The organism is Hamadaea flava (assembly GCF_024172085.1).
Taxonomy (GTDB): domain Bacteria; phylum Actinomycetota; class Actinomycetes; order Mycobacteriales; family Micromonosporaceae; genus Hamadaea; species Hamadaea flava.
Map to the genome: position 1 here is coordinate 3,831,831 of NZ_JAMZDZ010000001.1, position 18,310 is coordinate 3,850,140.

At 71.4% G+C, this 18,310-nt stretch carries 16 protein-coding genes and 2 pseudogenes; 11 read left to right on the forward strand and 7 right to left on the reverse strand.

The features are described 5' to 3' along the window. Positions 1 to 54: 54 nt before the first annotated feature. Entirely contained in the window at positions 55 to 927 is an 873-nt protein-coding gene (locus HDA40_RS17925; RefSeq protein WP_253757315.1) for an alpha/beta hydrolase, read from the reverse strand. A gap of 69 nt (positions 928 to 996) precedes the next feature. Between HDA40_RS17925 and HDA40_RS17930 the strand changes: the two genes are divergently transcribed. Together HDA40_RS17930 and HDA40_RS17935 are read left to right on the forward strand one after the other, a co-directional pair. Beyond that, a complete protein-coding gene (locus HDA40_RS17930; RefSeq protein ID WP_253757317.1) occupies positions 997 to 1,683 on the forward strand; it encodes an SDR family NAD(P)-dependent oxidoreductase in 687 nt (228 codons plus the stop codon). A 120-nt stretch (positions 1,684 to 1,803) separates the two neighbouring features. After that, entirely contained in the window at positions 1,804 to 3,351 is a 1,548-nt protein-coding gene (locus HDA40_RS17935; RefSeq protein ID WP_372502886.1) for an aldehyde dehydrogenase family protein, read from the forward strand. Between the two features lie 128 nt (positions 3,352 to 3,479). Here the strand turns inward: HDA40_RS17935 and HDA40_RS17940 are convergent, their stop codons facing one another. Beyond that, positions 3,480 to 4,613 carry a helix-turn-helix domain-containing protein gene (locus HDA40_RS17940; RefSeq protein ID WP_253757319.1) on the reverse strand — a complete coding sequence of 378 codons (1,134 nt, stop codon included), beginning with the start codon at positions 4,611 to 4,613 and terminating at the stop codon, positions 3,480 to 3,482. Between the two features lie 51 nt (positions 4,614 to 4,664). Next, the gene (gene nucS / locus HDA40_RS17945; protein ID WP_253757321.1) at positions 4,665 to 5,324 is read right to left on the reverse strand and encodes an endonuclease NucS; all 660 of its coding nucleotides are present in this window, start codon (positions 5,322 to 5,324) and stop codon (positions 4,665 to 4,667) included. A gap of 56 nt (positions 5,325 to 5,380) precedes the next feature. Here nucS and HDA40_RS17950 point away from each other — a divergent pair, with 56 nt between their 5' ends. Together HDA40_RS17950 and HDA40_RS17955 are read left to right on the forward strand one after the other, a co-directional pair. Then, positions 5,381 to 5,998: a DUF4126 domain-containing protein gene (locus HDA40_RS17950; protein ID WP_253757323.1), complete on the forward strand. Its 618-nt coding sequence runs from the start codon at positions 5,381 to 5,383 to the stop codon at positions 5,996 to 5,998. Between the two features lie 54 nt (positions 5,999 to 6,052). Next, a complete protein-coding gene (locus HDA40_RS17955) occupies positions 6,053 to 7,114 on the forward strand; it encodes a hypothetical protein (protein ID WP_253757324.1) in 1,062 nt (353 codons plus the stop codon). 4 nt (positions 7,115 to 7,118) lie between these two features. On the opposite strand, the gene HDA40_RS42155 is transcribed toward HDA40_RS17955, so the two are convergent. Continuing rightward, entirely contained in the window at positions 7,119 to 8,111 is a 993-nt protein-coding gene (locus HDA40_RS42155) for an ArsR/SmtB family transcription factor (protein ID WP_253757327.1), read from the reverse strand. Positions 8,112 to 8,178: 67 nt separating this feature from the next. Between HDA40_RS42155 and HDA40_RS17965 the strand changes: the two genes are divergently transcribed. The 5 genes from HDA40_RS17965 to HDA40_RS17985 all read left to right on the forward strand — a co-directional run bounded on the left by HDA40_RS17965 (position 8,179) and on the right by HDA40_RS17985 (position 14,052). Then, positions 8,179 to 9,423 (forward strand): MFS transporter, encoded by a 1,245-nt coding sequence (locus HDA40_RS17965; protein WP_253757329.1) that lies wholly within the window; start codon positions 8,179 to 8,181, stop codon positions 9,421 to 9,423. 103 nt (positions 9,424 to 9,526) lie between these two features. Continuing rightward, a complete protein-coding gene (locus tag HDA40_RS17970; protein ID WP_253757331.1) occupies positions 9,527 to 9,787 on the forward strand; it encodes a hypothetical protein in 261 nt (86 codons plus the stop codon). Next, positions 9,787 to 10,809 carry a hypothetical protein gene (locus HDA40_RS17975; RefSeq protein ID WP_253757342.1) on the forward strand — a complete coding sequence of 341 codons (1,023 nt, stop codon included), beginning with the start codon at positions 9,787 to 9,789 and terminating at the stop codon, positions 10,807 to 10,809. The genes HDA40_RS17970 and HDA40_RS17975 overlap by 1 nt, the downstream gene beginning before the upstream one ends. Next, positions 10,799 to 13,432, forward strand: coding sequence for an FtsK/SpoIIIE domain-containing protein (locus HDA40_RS17980; RefSeq protein WP_253757344.1), 2,634 nt, complete (start codon positions 10,799 to 10,801; stop codon positions 13,430 to 13,432). The genes HDA40_RS17975 and HDA40_RS17980 overlap by 11 nt, the downstream gene beginning before the upstream one ends. Then, positions 13,429 to 14,052: a hypothetical protein gene (locus HDA40_RS17985; protein ID WP_253757346.1), complete on the forward strand. Its 624-nt coding sequence runs from the start codon at positions 13,429 to 13,431 to the stop codon at positions 14,050 to 14,052. Before HDA40_RS17980 ends, HDA40_RS17985 begins: the two co-directional genes overlap by 4 nt. Positions 14,053 to 14,226: 174 nt before the next feature. Here HDA40_RS17985 and HDA40_RS42555 read toward each other — a convergent pair. Together HDA40_RS42555 and HDA40_RS17990 are read right to left on the reverse strand one after the other, a co-directional pair. After that, positions 14,227 to 14,616 (reverse strand): annotated as a pseudogene (locus tag HDA40_RS42555) (cobalamin-dependent protein); the annotation flags it as partial. Between the two features lie 71 nt (positions 14,617 to 14,687). After that, positions 14,688 to 16,206: pseudogene (locus HDA40_RS17990) on the reverse strand (methylmalonyl-CoA mutase family protein); the annotation flags it as partial. A 100-nt stretch (positions 16,207 to 16,306) separates the two neighbouring features. Here HDA40_RS17990 and HDA40_RS17995 point away from each other — a divergent pair. Then, the gene (locus HDA40_RS17995) at positions 16,307 to 17,158 is read left to right on the forward strand and encodes an ABC transporter ATP-binding protein (RefSeq protein ID WP_253757350.1); all 852 of its coding nucleotides are present in this window, start codon (positions 16,307 to 16,309) and stop codon (positions 17,156 to 17,158) included. Then, the gene (locus HDA40_RS18000) at positions 17,155 to 17,934 is read left to right on the forward strand and encodes an ABC transporter permease (RefSeq protein WP_253757352.1); all 780 of its coding nucleotides are present in this window, start codon (positions 17,155 to 17,157) and stop codon (positions 17,932 to 17,934) included. The genes HDA40_RS17995 and HDA40_RS18000 overlap by 4 nt, the downstream gene beginning before the upstream one ends. Positions 17,935 to 17,962: 28 nt before the next feature. Here the strand turns inward: HDA40_RS18000 and HDA40_RS18005 are convergent, their stop codons facing one another. Continuing rightward, on the reverse strand, positions 17,963 to 18,280 hold the full coding sequence (locus HDA40_RS18005) for a hypothetical protein (protein ID WP_253757354.1): 318 nt from the start codon (positions 18,278 to 18,280) through the stop codon (positions 17,963 to 17,965). Positions 18,281 to 18,310 lie beyond the last annotated feature (30 nt).

The window sequence follows — 18,310 nt, forward strand, 5'->3', positions numbered from 1 at the left end:
CCGCTAGCTGACAGCGGTTCTGTCCAGTCGGTCACCCTGGAACTCCCCGATACCTCACCGATCAGAGCGAATCGCCTCGGCCACGACATCCGCCGGCGTCGGGCTGAGCGTGATCGTGTAGTGGTTCGAAGCCTCGACCGTCGAGGCGGTGATGCCCGGTAGCCACCTTTCGGCGTATCCCTCGGGATAGAGCGGGACCGGCCCGCCGAGCATGCCGCGTTCCGCGCGGAGGAAGACCGCGGGGACCGGCAACGCGGCCGATCGCGCGGAGCTGGTGGCGTAGATGTCCTGGGCGTCGCGGACCGCGGCCGCGAGCCGGCACTTGGCGACCAGCCCCTCGGCGGTCTCGACCGCGTCGTAGTCCGCATAGGCGGTCATGACCGGATTCCAGTCGGTCAGCGCGGGATGCGCGCGCCAGAGGTCCACGACGGCCGCGCGGTCCGGGAAGGTCTGGGTGAGGCGGGCGAAGGACGCGCCCACGGTCTGCTCGATCGCCGCCTTCAGATCCGCTTCACCCGCATCAGCTGGTACGCCGGGCGGAAGCGGCAACGGCGCGCCCCCGTCGACGAGGACGAGCCGGCTGACGAGGTCGGGATGACGGCGAGCGGTCGCCGCCGCGACGAACGCGCCCATCGAGTGCCCGGCCACCACGGCCGAACCCCCGTACGCCCGAATCACCGCGGCGATGTCGTCGGCGTGCCGGTCCATCCCGTACGGGCCGGGCAGGTCCCGACTGTCCCCGCGACCGCGCAGATCGACCGCGACGAACCGGTGATCCGCCCCGAGCCGCTCGCCGATCAGCGTCCACGCGACGTGGGACGAGGTGATCCCATGCGCCGCCACGACGAGTGGACCTTCCTCGCCCCAGCTCCCCAGGGCCAGTTCGCCGCCCTCGACCGCCACCGTCGCCCGCCGGTACGCCACCATGCGCGGGATGCTGCCACACCTGCCGCGTCCTGGCCATGTGCCGGAACCACACCGGTTTACGCTGACGCCATGCGCCATGTGGTGATCACCGGTACCAATCGGGGCCTCGGACAGGCATTCGTCGATCAGCTCGCGGCCGAGCCGGGCGTCCGGCTGCTGGCCCTCGCCCGATCGTTTCCCGCCGAGCATCTCGAACACCCGCAGATCACCACCCGGACCTGCGACCTGGCCGACCCGGCGAGCCTGCCCGACGCGGCCGAACTCGCGAAGTTCTTCGTGGGCGCGACCGAGGCCGTGCTCCTGCACAACGCGGCCGTCATCGAGCCCATCGGCGAGGTCGGCGCGCTCGACCCGGACGCGCTGATCCGGTCGGTCGCCGTCAACCTGACCGCGCCGATGCTGCTCACCAACGCGGCCGTCGCGGCCCGGCCGCACGGCGTACCGCTGCGGATCCTGTTCGTCTCCAGCGGTGCGGCGCACCACGTCATCAGCGGCTGGTCCGCGTACTCGGCGACTAAGCGGGGCGGCGAGGAGTTCTTCGCCCATGTGACGGCGGAGGGCCGGGACGACCTGGTCAGCGCGGTGAGCGTGAACCCGGGCGTGATCGACACCGGCATGCAGGCCGAGATCCGGTCCGCCGAGTTCGCCGAACGACAGCGCTTCGTCGATCGCCATCAGCGTGGCGAGCTGCGCCCGGCCGCCGTCGTCGCCGCCGAGATCCTCGCCGCCCACCTCCCTCCCACCCACTCCCGTTGATCATGGAGTAACCGTGGTCTCGACGGCGTGGCGAGGCGGTAAAGCCCATGATCAACACGCCTAGCTCACTACGAGTGAGTATCTTTCGCGTTACCGACGAGTAGGACTAGAATTCGCGCCGTGACGGCTACCAGTGAAGGCTCCGCGCTCACGCAGGTCCCCGGCGCGAGCGGCATCGTCCCCGGCGCCAGCGGGATCGTCGACGGGCACCTCGTCTCGACGAGCCCAGCGACCGGCGAGGAGGTCGCCCGGTTCCCGGTCGCCGCACCGGCGGACGTGGCGGCGGCGGTCGAGCGTGCCCGCGCGGCCGGCCTCTGGTGGGAGCAGCTCGGGTACGCCGAACGCAAACGCCGTCTGCTGCGCTTCCGGAGCCTGATGACCCAGCGCATCGGGGACTTGGCCGCCCTGATGGTGGCCGAAGGCGGCAAACCACGCATCGACGCCACGATGGAGATCTTCGTGACGGTCGAGCACATCGCGTGGGCGGCCAAGCACGCCCGCAAGGTGCTCGGCCCGCGCCGCGTCGGCGGTTCGCTGTTGCAGCCGGAGTACGCCGGTCGCCTGGAGTACCGGCCGTACGGCGTGGTCGGCGTCATCGGCCCGTGGAACTACCCGCTGTTCACCCCGATGGGCTCGATCGCGTACGCCCTCGCAGCGGGCAACGCCGTGGTGTTCAAGCCCAGCGAGTACACCCCGGCCGTCGGCCAGTGGTACGTCGACCTCTTCCAGGAGGTCGTTCCCGAGCACCCGGTCCTGCAGATCGTGCACGGACTCGGCGACGTCGGCGCGACTCTGTGCCGGTCCGGCGTCGACAAGCTGGCCTTCACCGGCTCGACCGGGACCGGCAAGAAGGTCATGGCGGCCTGTGCCGAGTCGCTGACTCCCGTCCTGGTGGAGTGCGGCGGCAAGGACGCCCTCCTGGTGGACGCCGACGCCGACGTGCGAGCCGCCGCCGACGCCGCGCTGTGGGGCGCGATGACCAACGCCGGGCAGTCCTGTGTCGGCATCGAACGCGTCTACGTGCACGAGAAGGTCTACGACCAGTTCCTCCAGATGCTCGTGGCCGACGCGGAGAAGCTGAGTTACGGCGAGGATCCGACGCAGGACATCGGCCCGATCACCATGCCGGGGCAGCGCGAGACGATTCGCCGCCACATCGACGCCGCGCTGGCCGACGGCGGCCGGGCGCTGCTCGGCGGCCCCGACTCGGTACGCGGTCCGGTGGCCCGCCCGACGATCCTCGTCGACGTGCCCGAGTCGAACCCGGCGGTGTGCGAGGAGACGTTCGGCCCGACGATGACGGTCGCGAAGGTCAAGTCCATGGACGAGGCGGTCGCCAAGGCCAACGCCGTCCCATACGGGCTCGGCGGCGCGGTCTTCGCCAAGCGGCACGGCGTGGCCCTGGCCCGTCAGCTGCGGGCCGGCATGGTCGCGGTCAACTCCACCTTCGCCTTCGCGGTGCTGCCCGCCCTGCCGTTCGGCGGCGTGGGACAGTCCGGGTTCGGCCGCATCCACGGCCAGGACGGCCTGCGCGAGTTCGCCCGCGCCTCCTCCATCGCCAAGCGCCGGCTGCCCAGCGTCATACCGCTGCTCACCTACCGGCACACGGAGAAGAGCGTGGCGCTGGCCGAGCGGATCGTGCGGCTGATGCACGGCCGCTCCCGCTGACCGCTCAGCCGCCCGGCCGTCCACTCAGGAGCGCTGGCAGAAGGCTCCGCTCACGGGCGCTGCCAGACGGTTCCGCTCAGGAGCGCTGCCAGACGGTTCCGCTCACGGGCGCCGCCAGACGGTTCTGCTCAGGAGCGCTGCCAGACGGTGTAGTGGAAGACCAGGTCGGGCGTGACGCTGTCGGGGGCCCGGAGCACCGTGAGCAGCACGGTCCGGCCCGCATCGGTGGCCACGCAGATCGACGCGCCCGGCATCAGCGCGTTCACCGGCCCGGCCTGGCTGTCCCATTGGTCCGGCGGGGACTGCGTACAGCGTTCGGCAGTCTCGGGACCGGTGCCGCCGAGGATGGACACCCCCTTCGGCGCGCTGATCTTCAGGCCCCGCTCACTCAGTCGCGCGTCCCAGCCCGGTACCTCCGGTCCGACGGTCATCGTCTCGAAGTCCATGCTCTGCTCGTCGGGCAGCGTCGCGTCGCCGGTTCGGAGCACCGTCCAGCCGCCGCCCCCACGTGTCGTCAGCGTCGTCAGCCCAGTGCCTTCGCCACTCGGCAGGTCGGTCGGCGGCCCGGTCGGCACGCCCGTCGGTTCCGGTGAGGTCGCCGACGACGCCGCCAGGTCTCGAATCGTCGTGGTGATCGCGCCCGCGACGACCAGCCCGACGATCACGACCAGCACGACCGCCAGCGCCCGCAGCGGCCAGCTCCCGGACAGGATCGCGGGCGGCACCAACGCTGCCAGCCCGCCCCTCGGTTCCGCCCGCCCCGGCGCAGCGGCGGCCGAGCCAGGCCCAGGCCGGTCAGCGGCAGGCCGGTGCGTATCGGGTGACTCGGCAGCAAGCGGTTCGGCGCCTGACGGTTCAGCCGGCAATCGCCGGTCGGCTGACGGCTTAACCGCTGAAGGCTCGACTACCGAGGGCTCAGCAACTGGGGGCCTGGTCGCTTGGCGCGCGAGCGCTGAGCGTTCGGTTGCGGCAGACACCGGCAGTTCGGCCTCGGTGGCGATCCGCCGCCACGCTGCCCGCCACCGGTCGACCTCGTCCTCCGGCAGCCCGCACGCCCGCGCCAGCGCCTCGACCACCTCCGACCGCGGCAACGTCTCCCGCGCGAGGATCGCGGTGAGCGTACTGCGGGGCAACGCGCCACCCGCGGCCTTCTCCAGTGCGCGGTAGCCCAGTCCCGACGCCCGCTTCAGACCGCGCATCGCGGCCACGAACTCCCCAGTGGTACGCGCAACGGCCGGATCCGGCCAACCGGCGTTGTCCATGCCGAGACTCTATCGACTACGGCAAATCGGTGTAGACCCGTCCAGGGAGCCTCAGAAGAGGGTCAGCTCGTCCTTGACGAAGCCCCGTAGCCGGTCGTAGTCCACGACGACGCAACGGATGCCCCGGTCCTCGGCGAGCACCCGGGCCTGGGGCTTGATCTCCTGCGCCGCGAAGATCCCGGCGACCGGGGCCAACAGCGGGTCGCGGTTCATCAGCTCGAGGTAGCGGGTGAGCTGCTCCACCCCGTCGATCTCGCCACGCCGCTTGATCTCGACTGCGACGTGCGCCCCGCCGCCGTCCCGGCAGAGCAGGTCGACCGGGCCGATCGCGGTCATGTGCTCCCGGCGGACGAGCGAGTAGCCGATCCCGAAGGTCTCGGGCTGAGCGGCGAGCAGCTGCTGGAGATGCGCCTCTACGCCGTCCTTCTGGAGACCCGGGTCGATGCCCAGCTCGTGCGAGCTGTCGCTGAAGACCTCCTCCAGGGTGATCCGCAGCTCCTCGCCCGCCTTGTTGACCACGCGCCAGACGCCGTCGTTCTCGGCGAGCTTGCAGGGCGGGCTCATCCAGTTCAGCGGCTTGTACGCGCGATCGTCGGCGTGGATGGAGACCGACCCGTCCGCCTTCACCATGATCAACCGGGTGGCACTCGGCAGATGCGCCGCGAGTCGTCCGACATAGTCCACTGAACACCGAGCAATCACCAATCGCACGATGCGAGCCTATCGTCTGTCCTGCGGGACTGGATTCGGCCTGGCATCCTGAAGTCGTGCTTGAAGCCCTCACCGGGACGGGCCTGGCCGGGGCGGCCGGGCTCAACGCCTACATCCCGCTCCTGGCGATCGGCCTGCTCGACCGGTACACCAACCTGATCACCCTGCCCGACAGCTGGAAGTGGCTGAGCAACGGCTGGGTCCTGATCATCCTGGCGGTCCTGCTCGCGGTCGAGCTGGTGGCCGACAAGGTGCCGCTGGTCGATCACGCCAACGACGTCATCCAGACGGTCGTCCGCCCCACCGCCGGCGGCCTGGCGTTCACCGCCGGCTCGACGTCGGAGACGGTGACCGTCACCGACCCGGGGAGCTTCTTCGAGTCCAAGCAATGGGTTCCGATGCTGATCGGGATCATCCTGGCCGGGACGGTGCACCTGACCAAGGCAGCAGCCCGCCCGGTGGTCAACACGCTGACCCTCGGCTTCGGGACGCCGGTCGTGTCGACCGCCGAGGACGCCACCAGCGTCACTCTCTCCGTGGTCGCGATCATCATCCCGGTCCTGGTGCTGTTGTTCATCGGCCTGTTCATCTGGCTCATGTGGTGGGTGGTCACCCGGCGACGGCGGCGGGCCCGGGCTCGAGCGGCGGCGGGGGCCACGCAGTACACGCAGTAACCGCTGTTCACGGCGGGCGTTGATCTCGATGTGCGTACCCGTTTTGCCGCGATCGTGACGATTGCCGTGGCTGTGCTGGCTCTGCCGGAAGCGGCGTACGCCGCCGCCAACGGCAGCTACGCCGAGTGGTCGCGGTCCGGCAGCAGCGGAGCCTGGCAGGCCACCGGTACGCCGGCCGCCGGCTTCCCGGTCGCCCAGGTCGCCTCGAACGCCTCCACGGTGGCCGTTCCGTCCGGCGCGAACACCTTCCTCGGCCCGCAGACGCCGCCGGGGCAGGCGTACGGCAGCTCGCAGGGACGCACGTATCTGAACGTCAGCACCGCGACGGGCTTCGACACCTCGACGACGACGGTCACCTTCGACTCGGCGACTCCAGCGAAGAACTGGGCGTTCGTGATCGGCGACCTCGACGCCGACACCCTGACGATCTCGGCCACCGACGGCGACGGCGACCCGGTCTCCCCCGCCGATCTCGGGTTCCAGGGCGCGTTCAACTATTGCGCGTACGCGCCGAAGCCGGCCGGGTGCACCGGGCCGGGACCGTTCACCGACCTGCCGACGTGGTCGGCCGACACCAGCACGCTCGTCGGCAACACCCTGGACACCTTCGGGGCGGCGGCCTGGTTCCAGCCGACGACCGCGATCAAGACGCTGACCCTCCGCTTCTCCCGGCTGATCGGGGCGCCCGTCTACCAGCTCTGGCTCGCCGCCAAGGCCGTGCCGGTCGTCGTCCCCGTCGCCGGCGTGACCGAGACGTGTCCGGCCGCCGTCAACCTGCATACGGCCGATGGCACGCCGATCGTCGGCGGCGACGGTAAGCCGATCACGACCACGACGGGCCCGGACGGGACAGCCACCTTCGACGCCGTCGCCGACGGCACCTACCAGCTGCACATGCCGAAACCGACCTGCGGCAAGACGGTCAAGGACCCGTACTACACGATCGTCGTGGACACCAGCAAGGGCCCGGTCAAGGTGCCGGCCGGAACCTTCGTGCTCGACGTGCCGGAGCTGGCGAACACCGGTCAGCACACCGCCCGGCTGCTCGTCGCCGGGGCGATCATCCTGGTCTCGGGCGCCGTGCTCGTCGTCGCCGGGCGGCGGCGTACACGCTGACGGTTCAGGCGAGTCCGTTGACGCGCAGCAGCTCGTTGCCGACCGAGCTGGCCTCGTAGTAGACCTCGCGGCCGTGGCGGGCGCGGCGGGCCAGACCGGCTTCGCGGAGCGCCGTCAGGTGCTGGGAGACCGCACCCACCGACAGCCCGGTACGCCGAGCCAGATCCGTCGTCGTGGCCGGCCCGATCAGCAGCGTGAACACTTCGGCACGGGCCGGGCCGAGCACCCGGCCGAGGGCGGCCCCGCCGACGCCGGACGCGGCCGACCACAGCGTCCCGACCGCGCGTACCGGGTAGACGCCGGCCGGCTGGGACTCGTCCCGGACGGTGCAGAGCAGCCGTCGGTCGGCGAACACGCTGGGCATCAGCGGCAGGCCCCGCCCGGCGACGGTCAGCCGCAGGTCCCACGGGTCTTCGCAGATGAGCCGATCGCCTTCCCAGCGGGTGTTCGGCGCGAGCGTCTCGAAGAGCAGCCGCAGCCCGCCCCGGGACAACTGCCGCGTGCGGTACGCGATGTCGCCGTCGAGCAGCGCCTGCATCCGGGGCCAGTGGGGGGCGATGGCGATCCGGTGCCACGCCTCGATCGCGGTGCCCAGCTTGGGCAGCACGTCCTCGGGGCGGTCCGCGGCGGCTCGGGCGGTCCCGCTGATCGGCGTCCACTTGGCGCAGGACAGGATGTCGGCTCGCACGGTCGCCGGCGACGTGGCGAGGACGCCGGCCAGCTCCTCGCGGATGTCGCCATGACGGCCGGGCGGCGGTGGCGTGAGGAAGTCGGGCATCCACGAACCGGGCCGGACGAACTCGGCCAGGTACGCCCAGTGCTCCGCCCCGGCGGCGTCCGCCGCCAGCGCTTCGCGTACCGCCCGGAACCAGGGGCTCAGCGCCGGAAACCGGCCGGGGTCGGCGTACGCCCGGACGGAGAAGACCGTCTCCCACAGCGGCGAGGTGCAGAAGCGGACGTCGGTCAGGTCGCCGACCTCGAACCGCACCTCACTCACAGCGACCACCTTTTAGCTCGGACGAAAAGGATATGCCCAGAGTAGTCGCCAGTGTTGGCTGGTGAGCATGCAGATCGTCCCCCCGCCCGGCGTCACCCGCGCCCTCACCATCCGCTCGATCGTGTACGCCACCGGCTCCGGCGTCTTCCAGGCCGGCAGCGCCGTCTTCTTCACCCGGTTCCTCGGGCTCTCCGCCACCCAGGTCGGCATCGGGCTGTCCGTCGCGGGCGCGCTGACCGTCCTCGGCTCGGTGCCGCTGGGCGCGCTCGTCGACCGGTACGGCGCCCGGCGTACCTGGATCGTGGCGGGCGTCGCCGAAGCGCTGCTCTTCCTGGCATACCCGCTGGCGGGGTCGTTCGCGGCGTTCCTCGGGGTCGCCTGCCTGCTCGCCGTGACCGATCTGCTGACCGGGACGGCCAAGCACGTCTACACCCTGCAGGCGTTGCCGCCAGAGGAGCGGGTACGCGCCCTGGCGTACCAGCGCAGCGCGCTCAACGTCGGGTTCACCGCGGGGGCCGCCCTGTCCGGGCTCGCCCTCGCCGTCGGCACCCGGTCGGCGTACCTCACCCTCGTCCTGGTCAACGGCGCGGTCCTGATGGTGACCGCGCTGCTGATCGCCCGCCTGCCGCGGGTGACCGCGATCGGGAGCGCGCCGCGGACGTCGGCCTTCGCGGTGCTGAAGGATCGGCCGTTCCTCGCGCTGAGCGGTGTGAACGGGGTGCTCCAGGCGCACCAGACGCTGTTCGGCGTCGTGCTTCCGCTGTGGACGCTGAGCCGTACGGACGCGCCGGCGGTGGTGGTGCCCGCGCTGTTCATGGTGAACACCGTGCTCGCCGTGGCCTTCCAGGTACGCGCCAGCCGAGGCAGCGAGACCCCAGCCGGTGCGGCGAAGGCCCTGCGCCGCAGCGGATTCAGCGTGGCCGCCGCGGCGCTGCTGCTCGGCACGGCCGCCCTGACCGCCGGCCCGCTGACCATCGCCGTGCTCGCGCTGGGGACGGTGATGCTCACGGTGGGCGAATTGACGCAGTCGGCCGGCGCCTGGGGCATCACGGCGAGCGTGCCGCCGGAGAACCGGCGCGGCGAGTACACCGGATTGTTCCGGCTCGGCGGCCAGGCGCAGCAGTCGCTCGCCCCCGCCGGGCTCACCGTGCTGGCGGTGAACACCGGCGGCTGGGGCTGGCTCGTCGTCGCGGCGCTGATGCTGGTCGCGGGCCACTACGCGCCGGCCGCCGTGCGGTGGGTGCTACGGACGCCAAGGCTGGGTGGTGTGACGGAAGACGACCCGGTACCAACCCTCGCCACGGTTCGTTGAGCTTCGTGAATCGGCGTGTCGCCGTTACGCAACGCTGGAGTCGCGCGGAATACTAACGGACAAATTGGTGTAAAACTGCACGTATCCACCCCCGGGAGGTGCCGTGGCGAGCGTCGCGGAGGTCAAGGCGGCCATTGACGCCGCCATGCTGCACGTGCAGGAGAGCCAAGATGCCGTTCGCGCGGCCAACGATCGGCTGGGCGAGGCACAGCTGAGCCTGGCGGTGGCGGTCGAGGGCTCCGGCCACGACAACGTCACCGCCGCTCAGGCCGCCCTGGCCCAGGCGACGAACGAGCTCGAGGAATGCCTTACCGCCACCTTGACCGCGGTCGACCAGGCCCAGACATACGTAGCGGGGTTGTGATGAGTCTCGTTCAGGATCTCGGCGACCAGCTCCGGATCGTCCGAGAAGACCTGCCCATCGCCGAGGTACGCGCGGCGGCCGAACGACTGCGGATGGCCGGCGGGCTGCTCGCCTGGGTCATGCACGCCACCGGCGACCCGCAGCGCGTACCGCAGTTGGGCGGGGCGGCCGACCGCCTCGAATCCGCCGCCGGCCTGATGCGTTCGGCGCACGACGCGCTCGACGCGTACGCGTTGGCGCTGGGTCTGGCCGCGGACTCGGTGGGGACCGCGCAGCCATGGGGCGCCGGCGCACCCTTGGTGCCGACCCAGGGCCGCTCGGCCGACGTGCCGCTGAGCGACTGGTGGGCCGAGCGCGTCCGCACGCTGGCCGCCCGGGACACGCTCGACGACCTGATCACCTCGGGCAGCACGGAGGACCGGACCGTGCCGGCGGTGCCGGATCGAGGCACCTCACTTCGTTCCGCTGACGATCCGGCGGCGACGAGCGTAGACCTCTTGCGCCGCTGCGTCTCCGCGACGCTCGACGAACGCCCGGCCAAGCTGCACCGCGAGCTGGGCTCGGCCGGCCCGGCCGTGGGTCTCGGCCTCGCCGCGGTCGCCCCGCCCCTGCTGCGGCACCTCGCGGCGGAGCTGGTCGGGCACCCGCCGCGGCTCGAAGATCTGGCGAGGGTACGCCGAGCGGCCCTGGTCCACACCGGACTGCTGCCGGAGCTGCCCGCGGAGGCGGGCGAGGAGATCGTCGCCCGGATCTGTCACGCGACCCCGCAGCGGCGGACCGAAGGCTCACCCACGCATCCGGTCGACGCCGCGGCCGCCGTGGTGCTGATCACCGCCGGATTGCTGGCCGCCACCGGCCGGGGCGCGAGCGAACTGCACGCCGTCGTCGAGGAGGAGCAGCGTCGCCGTAACGCCGCTGCCGACTCGACGATGCGCCGGGCCCTGCGCGTGGGCGACCCGACGCGTCGCCGCAGCGCGGTCGACGCGCTCGCCGACGAGACGCCGGTGGGCGGTGCCTCCTGATTTCCCGCGGGGACCACTGGTCTCCGCAGTACGCCGGGAGCTCGCCGCCGCGCGGGCTGCCGCCCGCGCGGCGCTCATGGCGGCGACCGTCGCGCACGCCGAGGCGCAGGCGCAACGGGATGCGGTAGCCGGGCGGAGCCCGGAGCGCCATCGAGCACTGGAAGGCGAACGGGACGCCCTGATCCAGGCGGCGCAGGAGAAACTGCGCCGGGAGGCGGCCACCGTCACCGAAGCACTGTCGGCACTCGCGGGCACTGCGGCACCGGGTGCGGCCGGACAGACCTGGCCTGCCTGGACGGCCACGCCCGGCGTACCGGGGCCTGGGCTGCTGCGCGCCGGCGTGATCGACCACGATCCGCCGTTGCCTGCGCTCCTGCCCGTCCTGGACGCGGCACACCTGGCCCTGGACGGACCCGATCCGTCCACCCTGGACGGCGTCATCGCCGGGCTGCTGCTTCGCATGCTCGGCTCCGTCCCGGCCGGCGGCGTACGCCTCTGGATCTACGACCCGGGTCACCTGGGCGGCGCGCTGGCCGGCTTCGCACCCCTGGCCGCCGCCGAGATCACCACCTACGTCGGTCCCGGCGGGCTGTCGGCCACCCTCGACGAACTGGCCGCCCAGATCCAGCGCATCAACGAGACGGTCCTCGCCGGGGAACACGCCAACGTGGCGGCGGCGGCTCGCGTACTGGGGCGGCGGCCGGAACCCTGGCGGGTGCTGGTGCTGCTCGCCGACTCCACCGACCTGTCGAGCGCCCAGCAGGCGCAGCTGGATCGCGTCGTCCGGGCGGGCGTCGCCGCCGGCGTCCACGTGATCAGCCGCGGGCTTCCGCTGCCCACTCGGGACGACGTCCAGACCGTCTCGGTCGTCGACGGGTGGGCCGCGCGGACCAGCCTGACCGGCGATCTGACCGTCCTGCTCGATCCGCCGCCACCGGCCGAACTGGTCACCGGCTTCGCCAAGGAGCTGGCCGCCGGGCCGCCGCCGGCCACGGTGGACGCCCTGCTCCCGGCCGAGTTCTGGACCGAGTCGTCGGCTCGGCGCCTGTGCGCGCCCATCGGCGAGGGCACCGAAGGCGACCTGGTCGAGCTGACCCTCGGCGACGATCCCCCGCACGCCCTGATCGGCGGCCCGTCCGGCTCCGGCAAGACCAACCTGCTCTACTGCTGGCTCGCCGGGCTCACCAGCCGATACTCCCCCGAGGAACTCGAACTCCATCTGCTCGACTTCAAGGAAGGCGTCTCGTTCGCGCGGTTCGCTCCCTCGCCGCGCGATCCGAGCTGGCTTCCCCAGGTACGCCTCGTCGGCGTGAACATCAACTCGGACCGTGAGTTCGGCCTGGCCCTGCTGCGTCATCTGGCCGCCGAGCTGAAGCGGCGGGCGTCGGCGGCCAAGAAGCACGAGGCCACCAAGCTGGCCGAGCTGCGCGCCGAGGACCCCGAGGGACACTGGCCCCGGATCGTGGCCGTCATCGACGAGTTCCAGGTCCTGCTGGGCGAACGGGACGCGGTCACCACCGAGGCGGTCGCCCTGCTGGAAGACCTCGCCCGCCGAGGCCGGTCCCAGGGCATCCACCTCGTCCTGGCCAGCCAGGACGTGACCGGCATCGAGGCGCTGTGGGGCCGGTCGGCGCTGGTCGCCCAGTTCACGCTGCGGATCGCGTTGCCGAAGGCCCGCCGAATCCTGGCCGAGACCAACCTCGCCGCCGAACTCATCCCGCGTCATCACGCCGTCGTGAACGCCGACTCCGGCGCGGTCGGGGCGAACCAGATCGTCAAACTGCCCGACGCCGGAGACCGTACGCGCTGGCAGGAGATCCAGACGCAGTTCTGGACGCTGACCGACGCGCTGCTCGACCCGCCCCGGCTGTTCGACGGCGAAGCCGTGCCCGCCTTCCCGGTGCTGCCCGGTACGCCGCCCGACTTCGCCAAGGACGGCGCGGTCGCCCTGCTCGGCGAGACCATCGACGTCGCCCGACGACCGGCGACGTTGCGCCTGACCCGCAGCCCTGGGCGCAATCTGGCCGTCCTCGGCACGCGTACGCCGGAAGCCTGCGCGATCCTCACCTCGGCCGGGCTGACGCTGGCCCGCCAGCACGAGCCGGGAACGGCGGACTTCGTCGTCGCCTGCCTCGACCCGGACGCCCAGCCGGCCGCGAAGGCGCTCGCGGTCGAACTGCCCGGATGCGTCTGGCACGACGAGGACAGTCTGCTGCCGATGCTGACCCAGCTGGCCCAGCTGGACACCGACCGGCCCCGCTACGTCTTCGTCTTCGCCCTCGACGCGGCCGCTCCGCAGCTCGCGGCGAAACGAGGGGTCGGCGAGCCGACCGGTCACGACCTGCTGCGCACCGTGCTGAACCGGGGCCCCGAGCGGCGTACGCACCTGCTCGGCTGGTGGCGGTCGGTGCCCCGGCTCCGCGACGACCTCGGCGGCATCGCCGCCCGGCTCGACTCCATCGGCGCGTGGATCGCGTTGGACGTGCACGGTCAGGAGCTGGCCCCGCTGTCGGCGCAGCCCGGCGGCCCCGCCTGGTATCCCCGGCCGCACCGGGGGCTGTTCTTCGACCGGGCGACCCATCGCGCGCCGGAAATCCTCATCCCTTACGAGGTCGACCTGTGAGCGCCACGGAATATCGTGCCCTGGTGGCCGAACTGGTCGCCGCGACCCGCCGCCGCGACGTCGCCGTCACGGCCGCCACACAGTCCTACCTGGACGGTGTAGCCGTCGTCGACCAGGACCTGGCCGCCGCCGGCCGGATCCACCTGGCCTGCGCCGAAGTCGTGGCGACCCGGGAGGCCACCGTCGCCGACCTCGACGGCCAAGCCGACCGGATCTGGACCGAACTACTGGTGGGCCATCGTTGGCGCGCGCGACGGGCAGGCCCGCTGCCGGCCCCCGCCGCCGGAGCGGGCACCGGCGACCCGGTCGCCCTCATCGCCTCCGCCGCCGCCCGCGTCGCCCGCGCTCGCCGTGGAGCCGAAGCACTTCCGTTGCCGCTGCTGCTCTCGCTCGCCCTCATCGGCGGCATCGGCGCGGTCGCCGTCGGCCTCCTGGCGGGCGGAGTCTCCGGTACGCCCTGGCTCAGCTGGCCGCTGTTCATGCTCGCCCCGTTCGCCGGTATCCCGTTCGCCGCCCGATGGGTGGACTACTGGGCGGCCACGCGCCTCGACACCGGCGCGATCGGGCTCACCGTGCTCGGCGGCATGCTCGCCACCTGCCTCGTCGCCGTCTTCCGCTGACGCGCTGCGTTGGCTGCGGCGTTGTGGGTGGGCGCTGCCGAAAAGCGCACCGAAGCGGAGGGGTGGCCGGCTCCGCGAGTCGACTTCAGTCGATTTCCATGATCAGCGGAAGAATCGCGGTGCCATGACACCACAATTACTCCGTTGATCACGGAAGCGGTTAAGCGGAAGCGGTTAAGCGGAAGCGGAGCGAATCACGGTGACGAGATCCGCCATGATGTCGGAGAGCGCGAAGTCCTTCGGCGTGAACACGCGAGCCGCGCCAGCGGCGAGCAGCACCGAAGCGTCCCCCGGCGGAATGATGCCGCCGACGACGACGGGCACCGACGACCCCGCCTCCCGCAGCCCTTGCAGGACAAGCGGTACGACGGAGAGGTGTGACCCCGACAGCACGGACAGCCCGACGAGGTCGACGTCTTCGGCGACGGCGGCTGCCACGATCTGCGCCGGCGTGAGCCGGATGCCTTGGTAGACCACTTCGAATCCGGCGTCGCGGGCGCGTACGGCGATCTGCTCGGCACCGTTGGAGTGGCCGTCGAGGCCCGGTTTGCCGACGAGGAACCGGGGCGGGTGGCCGAGTTCGGCGGTCAGTTCCTGGACTTGCGCCCGGACCGAGGTCGCCGAACTCGACGGGGAGACTCCGGCCAGCCCGGTCGGTGCCCGGTACTCGCCGAACACGTCGCGCAGCGCTGCGGCCCACTCTCCCGTGGTCACCCCTGTGCGTACACACTGAAGCGTCGCGGGCATGAGGTTCGCGGAGGTCGCCGCGTCCGCGCGGAGCTGGTCCAGGGCTTCGCGGACCGCGGTGGGCGAGCGCATGGCGCGCCATTCCGCGATGGCCGAGGTGGCGCGTTCCTCGACGCCGGCGTCGATCTGCTCGACGGCCTGCGCGCCGGCGGCCGTGAGCGGCGACGGCTCGGTCTCGGCGAAGCGGTTGACGCCGATCACGACGTCCTCACCGGACTCCATCCGGGCACGTTTGGCGGCGAGCGAGGCGACGAGGGCGCTCTTGAGGTAGCCGGATTCGACCGCCGCGACGACTCCGCCGAGGTCGAGGATCTGCTCCAGTTCGGCCCGCGCGCCGGTGACGATGCCGTCCACCAGCGCCTCGACCACGTGCGACCCCTCGAACAGGTCGGGGTACTCCAGCAGGTCGGACTCGAACGCCAGGACCTGCTGCATGCGCAGGCTCCACTGCTGGTCCCACGGGCGGGGCAGGCCGAGCGCCTCGTTCCACGCGGGCAGCTGCACGGCTCGCGCGCGGGCGTCGCGCGAGAGGGTCACGCCCAGCATCTCCAGCACGATGCGCTGCACGTTGTTCTCGGGCTGCGCCTCGGTCAAGCCCAGTGAATTCACTTGTACGCCGTACCGGAACCGTCGTTGGCGCGCATCGGTGACGCCGTAGCGCTCCCGGGTGATCTCGTCCCAGAGGCGGCCGAACGCCCGCATCTTCGCCATCTCCTCGACGAACCGGACGCCGGCGTTGACGAAGAACGAGATGCGCTGGACGACGTCGCCCATCCGCTCGGGCGAGACCTGGCCGCTGTCGCGGACGGCGTCGAGCACGGCGACCGCCGTGGCCATCGCGAAGCCGACCTCCTGGACGGGCGTCGCGCCCGCCTCTTGGAGGTGGTAGCTGCAGATGTTGACCGGATTCCACTGCGGGGTGTTCTGCACCGTCCACGCGATCATGTCGGTGGTCAGCCGCAGCGACGGGCCGGGCGGGAAGATGTAGGTGCCTCGGGAGAGGTACTCCTTGATGAGATCGTTCTGCGTGGTGCCGGCCAGTTTCTCGACCGGCGCCCCCTGCTCCTGTGCCACCGCGACGTACAGGGCGAGCAGCCACATCGCCGTCGCGTTGATGGTCATCGAGGTGTTCGCGCGCGCCAGGTCGATCCCGTCGAACAGCGCGCGGGCGTCGCCGAGGTGGGAGATCGGTACGCCGACCCGGCCCACCTCCCCGGCGGCCAGCTCGTGATCCGGGTCGTACCCGGTCTGGGTGGGCAGGTCGAACGCGACGCTCAGCCCGGTCTGCCCCTTGGCCAGGTTCCGCCGGAACAGCGCGTTCGTCGCCGCCGCGCTGGAGTGGCCGGCGTACGTGCGCATCACCCAGGGCCGATCCCGCTCGGGCAGCTTGCCCTCCACGCTCTCCATTCTCGGAGTCTAAGTGACCGTTAAGTAACTTGCGCCGGTGAGAAACTTCACCGGTGGCCTGTGCCGTGGCCCACTTCGCGCCGAGTTCTAGAGTGACCCCGTGACTTCCGATCTGGCGATCTCCGTCTCGGGGCTCCGCAAGTCCTACCAGGACAAGGCGGCCGTCGATGGGCTGGACCTGTCGGTCGCCCGCGGCGAGATCTTCGCGCTCCTCGGCCCGAACGGCGCGGGCAAGACGACCACGGTGGAGATCCTCGAAGGCTTCCGCAAGCGGGACGCCGGCTCGGTCGACGTGCTCGGCGTCGATCCGGGCCACGCTCCGCTGTCCTGGCGTACGCGGGTGGGCGTGGTGCTGCAAGGCACCGGCGAGTTCGACGAGCTCAAGGTCAGCGAGGTCGTCCGGCACTTCGCCCGGTTCTACCCGGACCCGACCGACCCGGACGAGGTGATCGAGCAGGTCGGGCTGGCCGAGAAGGCCGACGCGCGCACGCACACGCTGTCGGGCGGGCAGATGCGTCGCCTCGACGTCGCCCTCGGCATCGTCAACAAGCCGGAGCTGCTCTTCCTCGACGAGCCGACGACCGGCTTCGACCCGGTCGCCCGCCGGGAGTTCTGGGAGCTGATCCGGGGTCTCCGGGCCGGCGGGACGACCATCCTGCTCACCACGCACTACCTGGAAGAGGCCGAGGAACTCGCCGACCGGGTCGGGGTGATCGCCGGCGGTCGCATGCTCGAAGTCGCCACTCCGGCCTCGCTCGGTGGCCGGAACACGGGCCGGACGACGGTCAGCTGGCGTGCCTCCGACGGCTCGCTGCGCTCGGAGGAGACGGACGCGCCGACCGCGGTCGTCCAGCGGCTGTCCGCGGAGTTCGGCGGTGAGGTGCCGGAGCTGGTGGTGCACCGGCCGACCCTCGAGGACATCTACCTCAAGATGATCGGAGAGCAGTCATGACCGGGTTGGCCTTGGCTCAGGGGCGGATCGAGGTCAAGCAGTTCGCGCGTACGCGGGAATCGCTGGTCTTCACCCTCGTGTTCCCCGCGATCATCCTGCTGATCTTCGGCGCGATCTTCTCCGGCGACATCGACGGCATCTCGTTCAAGCAGTACTTCGCGGCCGGCATGATCGCCTCGGGGTTGATGTCGTCCGGCTTCCAGAACCTGGCCATCACCATCCCGATCGAGCGCGATCGCGGGGTGCTCAAGCGCTACCGCAGTACGCCCATGCCGAAGTGGGTGTTCTTCGCCGGGAAGATCATCCAGGTGGGCGTCATCGGCTTCTTCGCCACCGTGATCCTGCTCGTGATCGGCATGTTCTACGGCCTCGATCTGCCGTCCAGCCCGGAGAAGTGGTTCACCCTGCTCTGGGTGTGGCTGCTCGGGCTCACCGCCTGCACGCTGCTCGGCATCGCCTTCTCGGCGGCAGCGCGTACGGGGCGGAGCGGGCCGGCCGTGGTCACGCCGATCGCGCTGATCCTGCAGTTCATCTCCGGGGTGTTCTTCCCCTTCACCCAGCTGCCCCACTGGATGCAGCAGATCGCGGCGTTCTTCCCGCTGAAGTGGATCTGCCAGGGGATGCGCGCGGCGTTCCTGCCCGACTCGTTCGCGGCGTCGGAGCCGGCCGGCTCGTTCGAACTCGGCAAGGTCGCCTTGATCCTGGGCGCATGGTGCATCGTCGGGCTGGTGGCCAGCCTGCTGTTCTTCCGGTGGACCACCAAGCGCGACGGCTGAGTGCCGTGCCGGGCGCCCGGGGGTGAGTTCAGCCAACGAGGCGCCTGGCTCGGTCCAACGCGTCCGCGAACACCAGTACGCGTATCCGCCCGTCGACCCCGGTGGTCAGCGTCGACCGGATCCCCGCCGTGGCGAGGTGTTCCCGGACGAGGTCGGCGTCGACCTGGTCTCGGCAACTCGCGACCGGGACGAGGAGTCCGTAGTCGCCGGGGCGGGACGGCGTCGCTGGGCGCGCCGCCGCGGCCTCCTGCCGCCGTAAGGCCCGGTGCAGCAACAGGGCCAGTAACCCGGTGACCATCAGGGCGACCACCGGACCGATCACATAAGGGCCGTCCAGCGCGAGCATGGCCACAGTCTGCCACTGTCTGATAGCTCT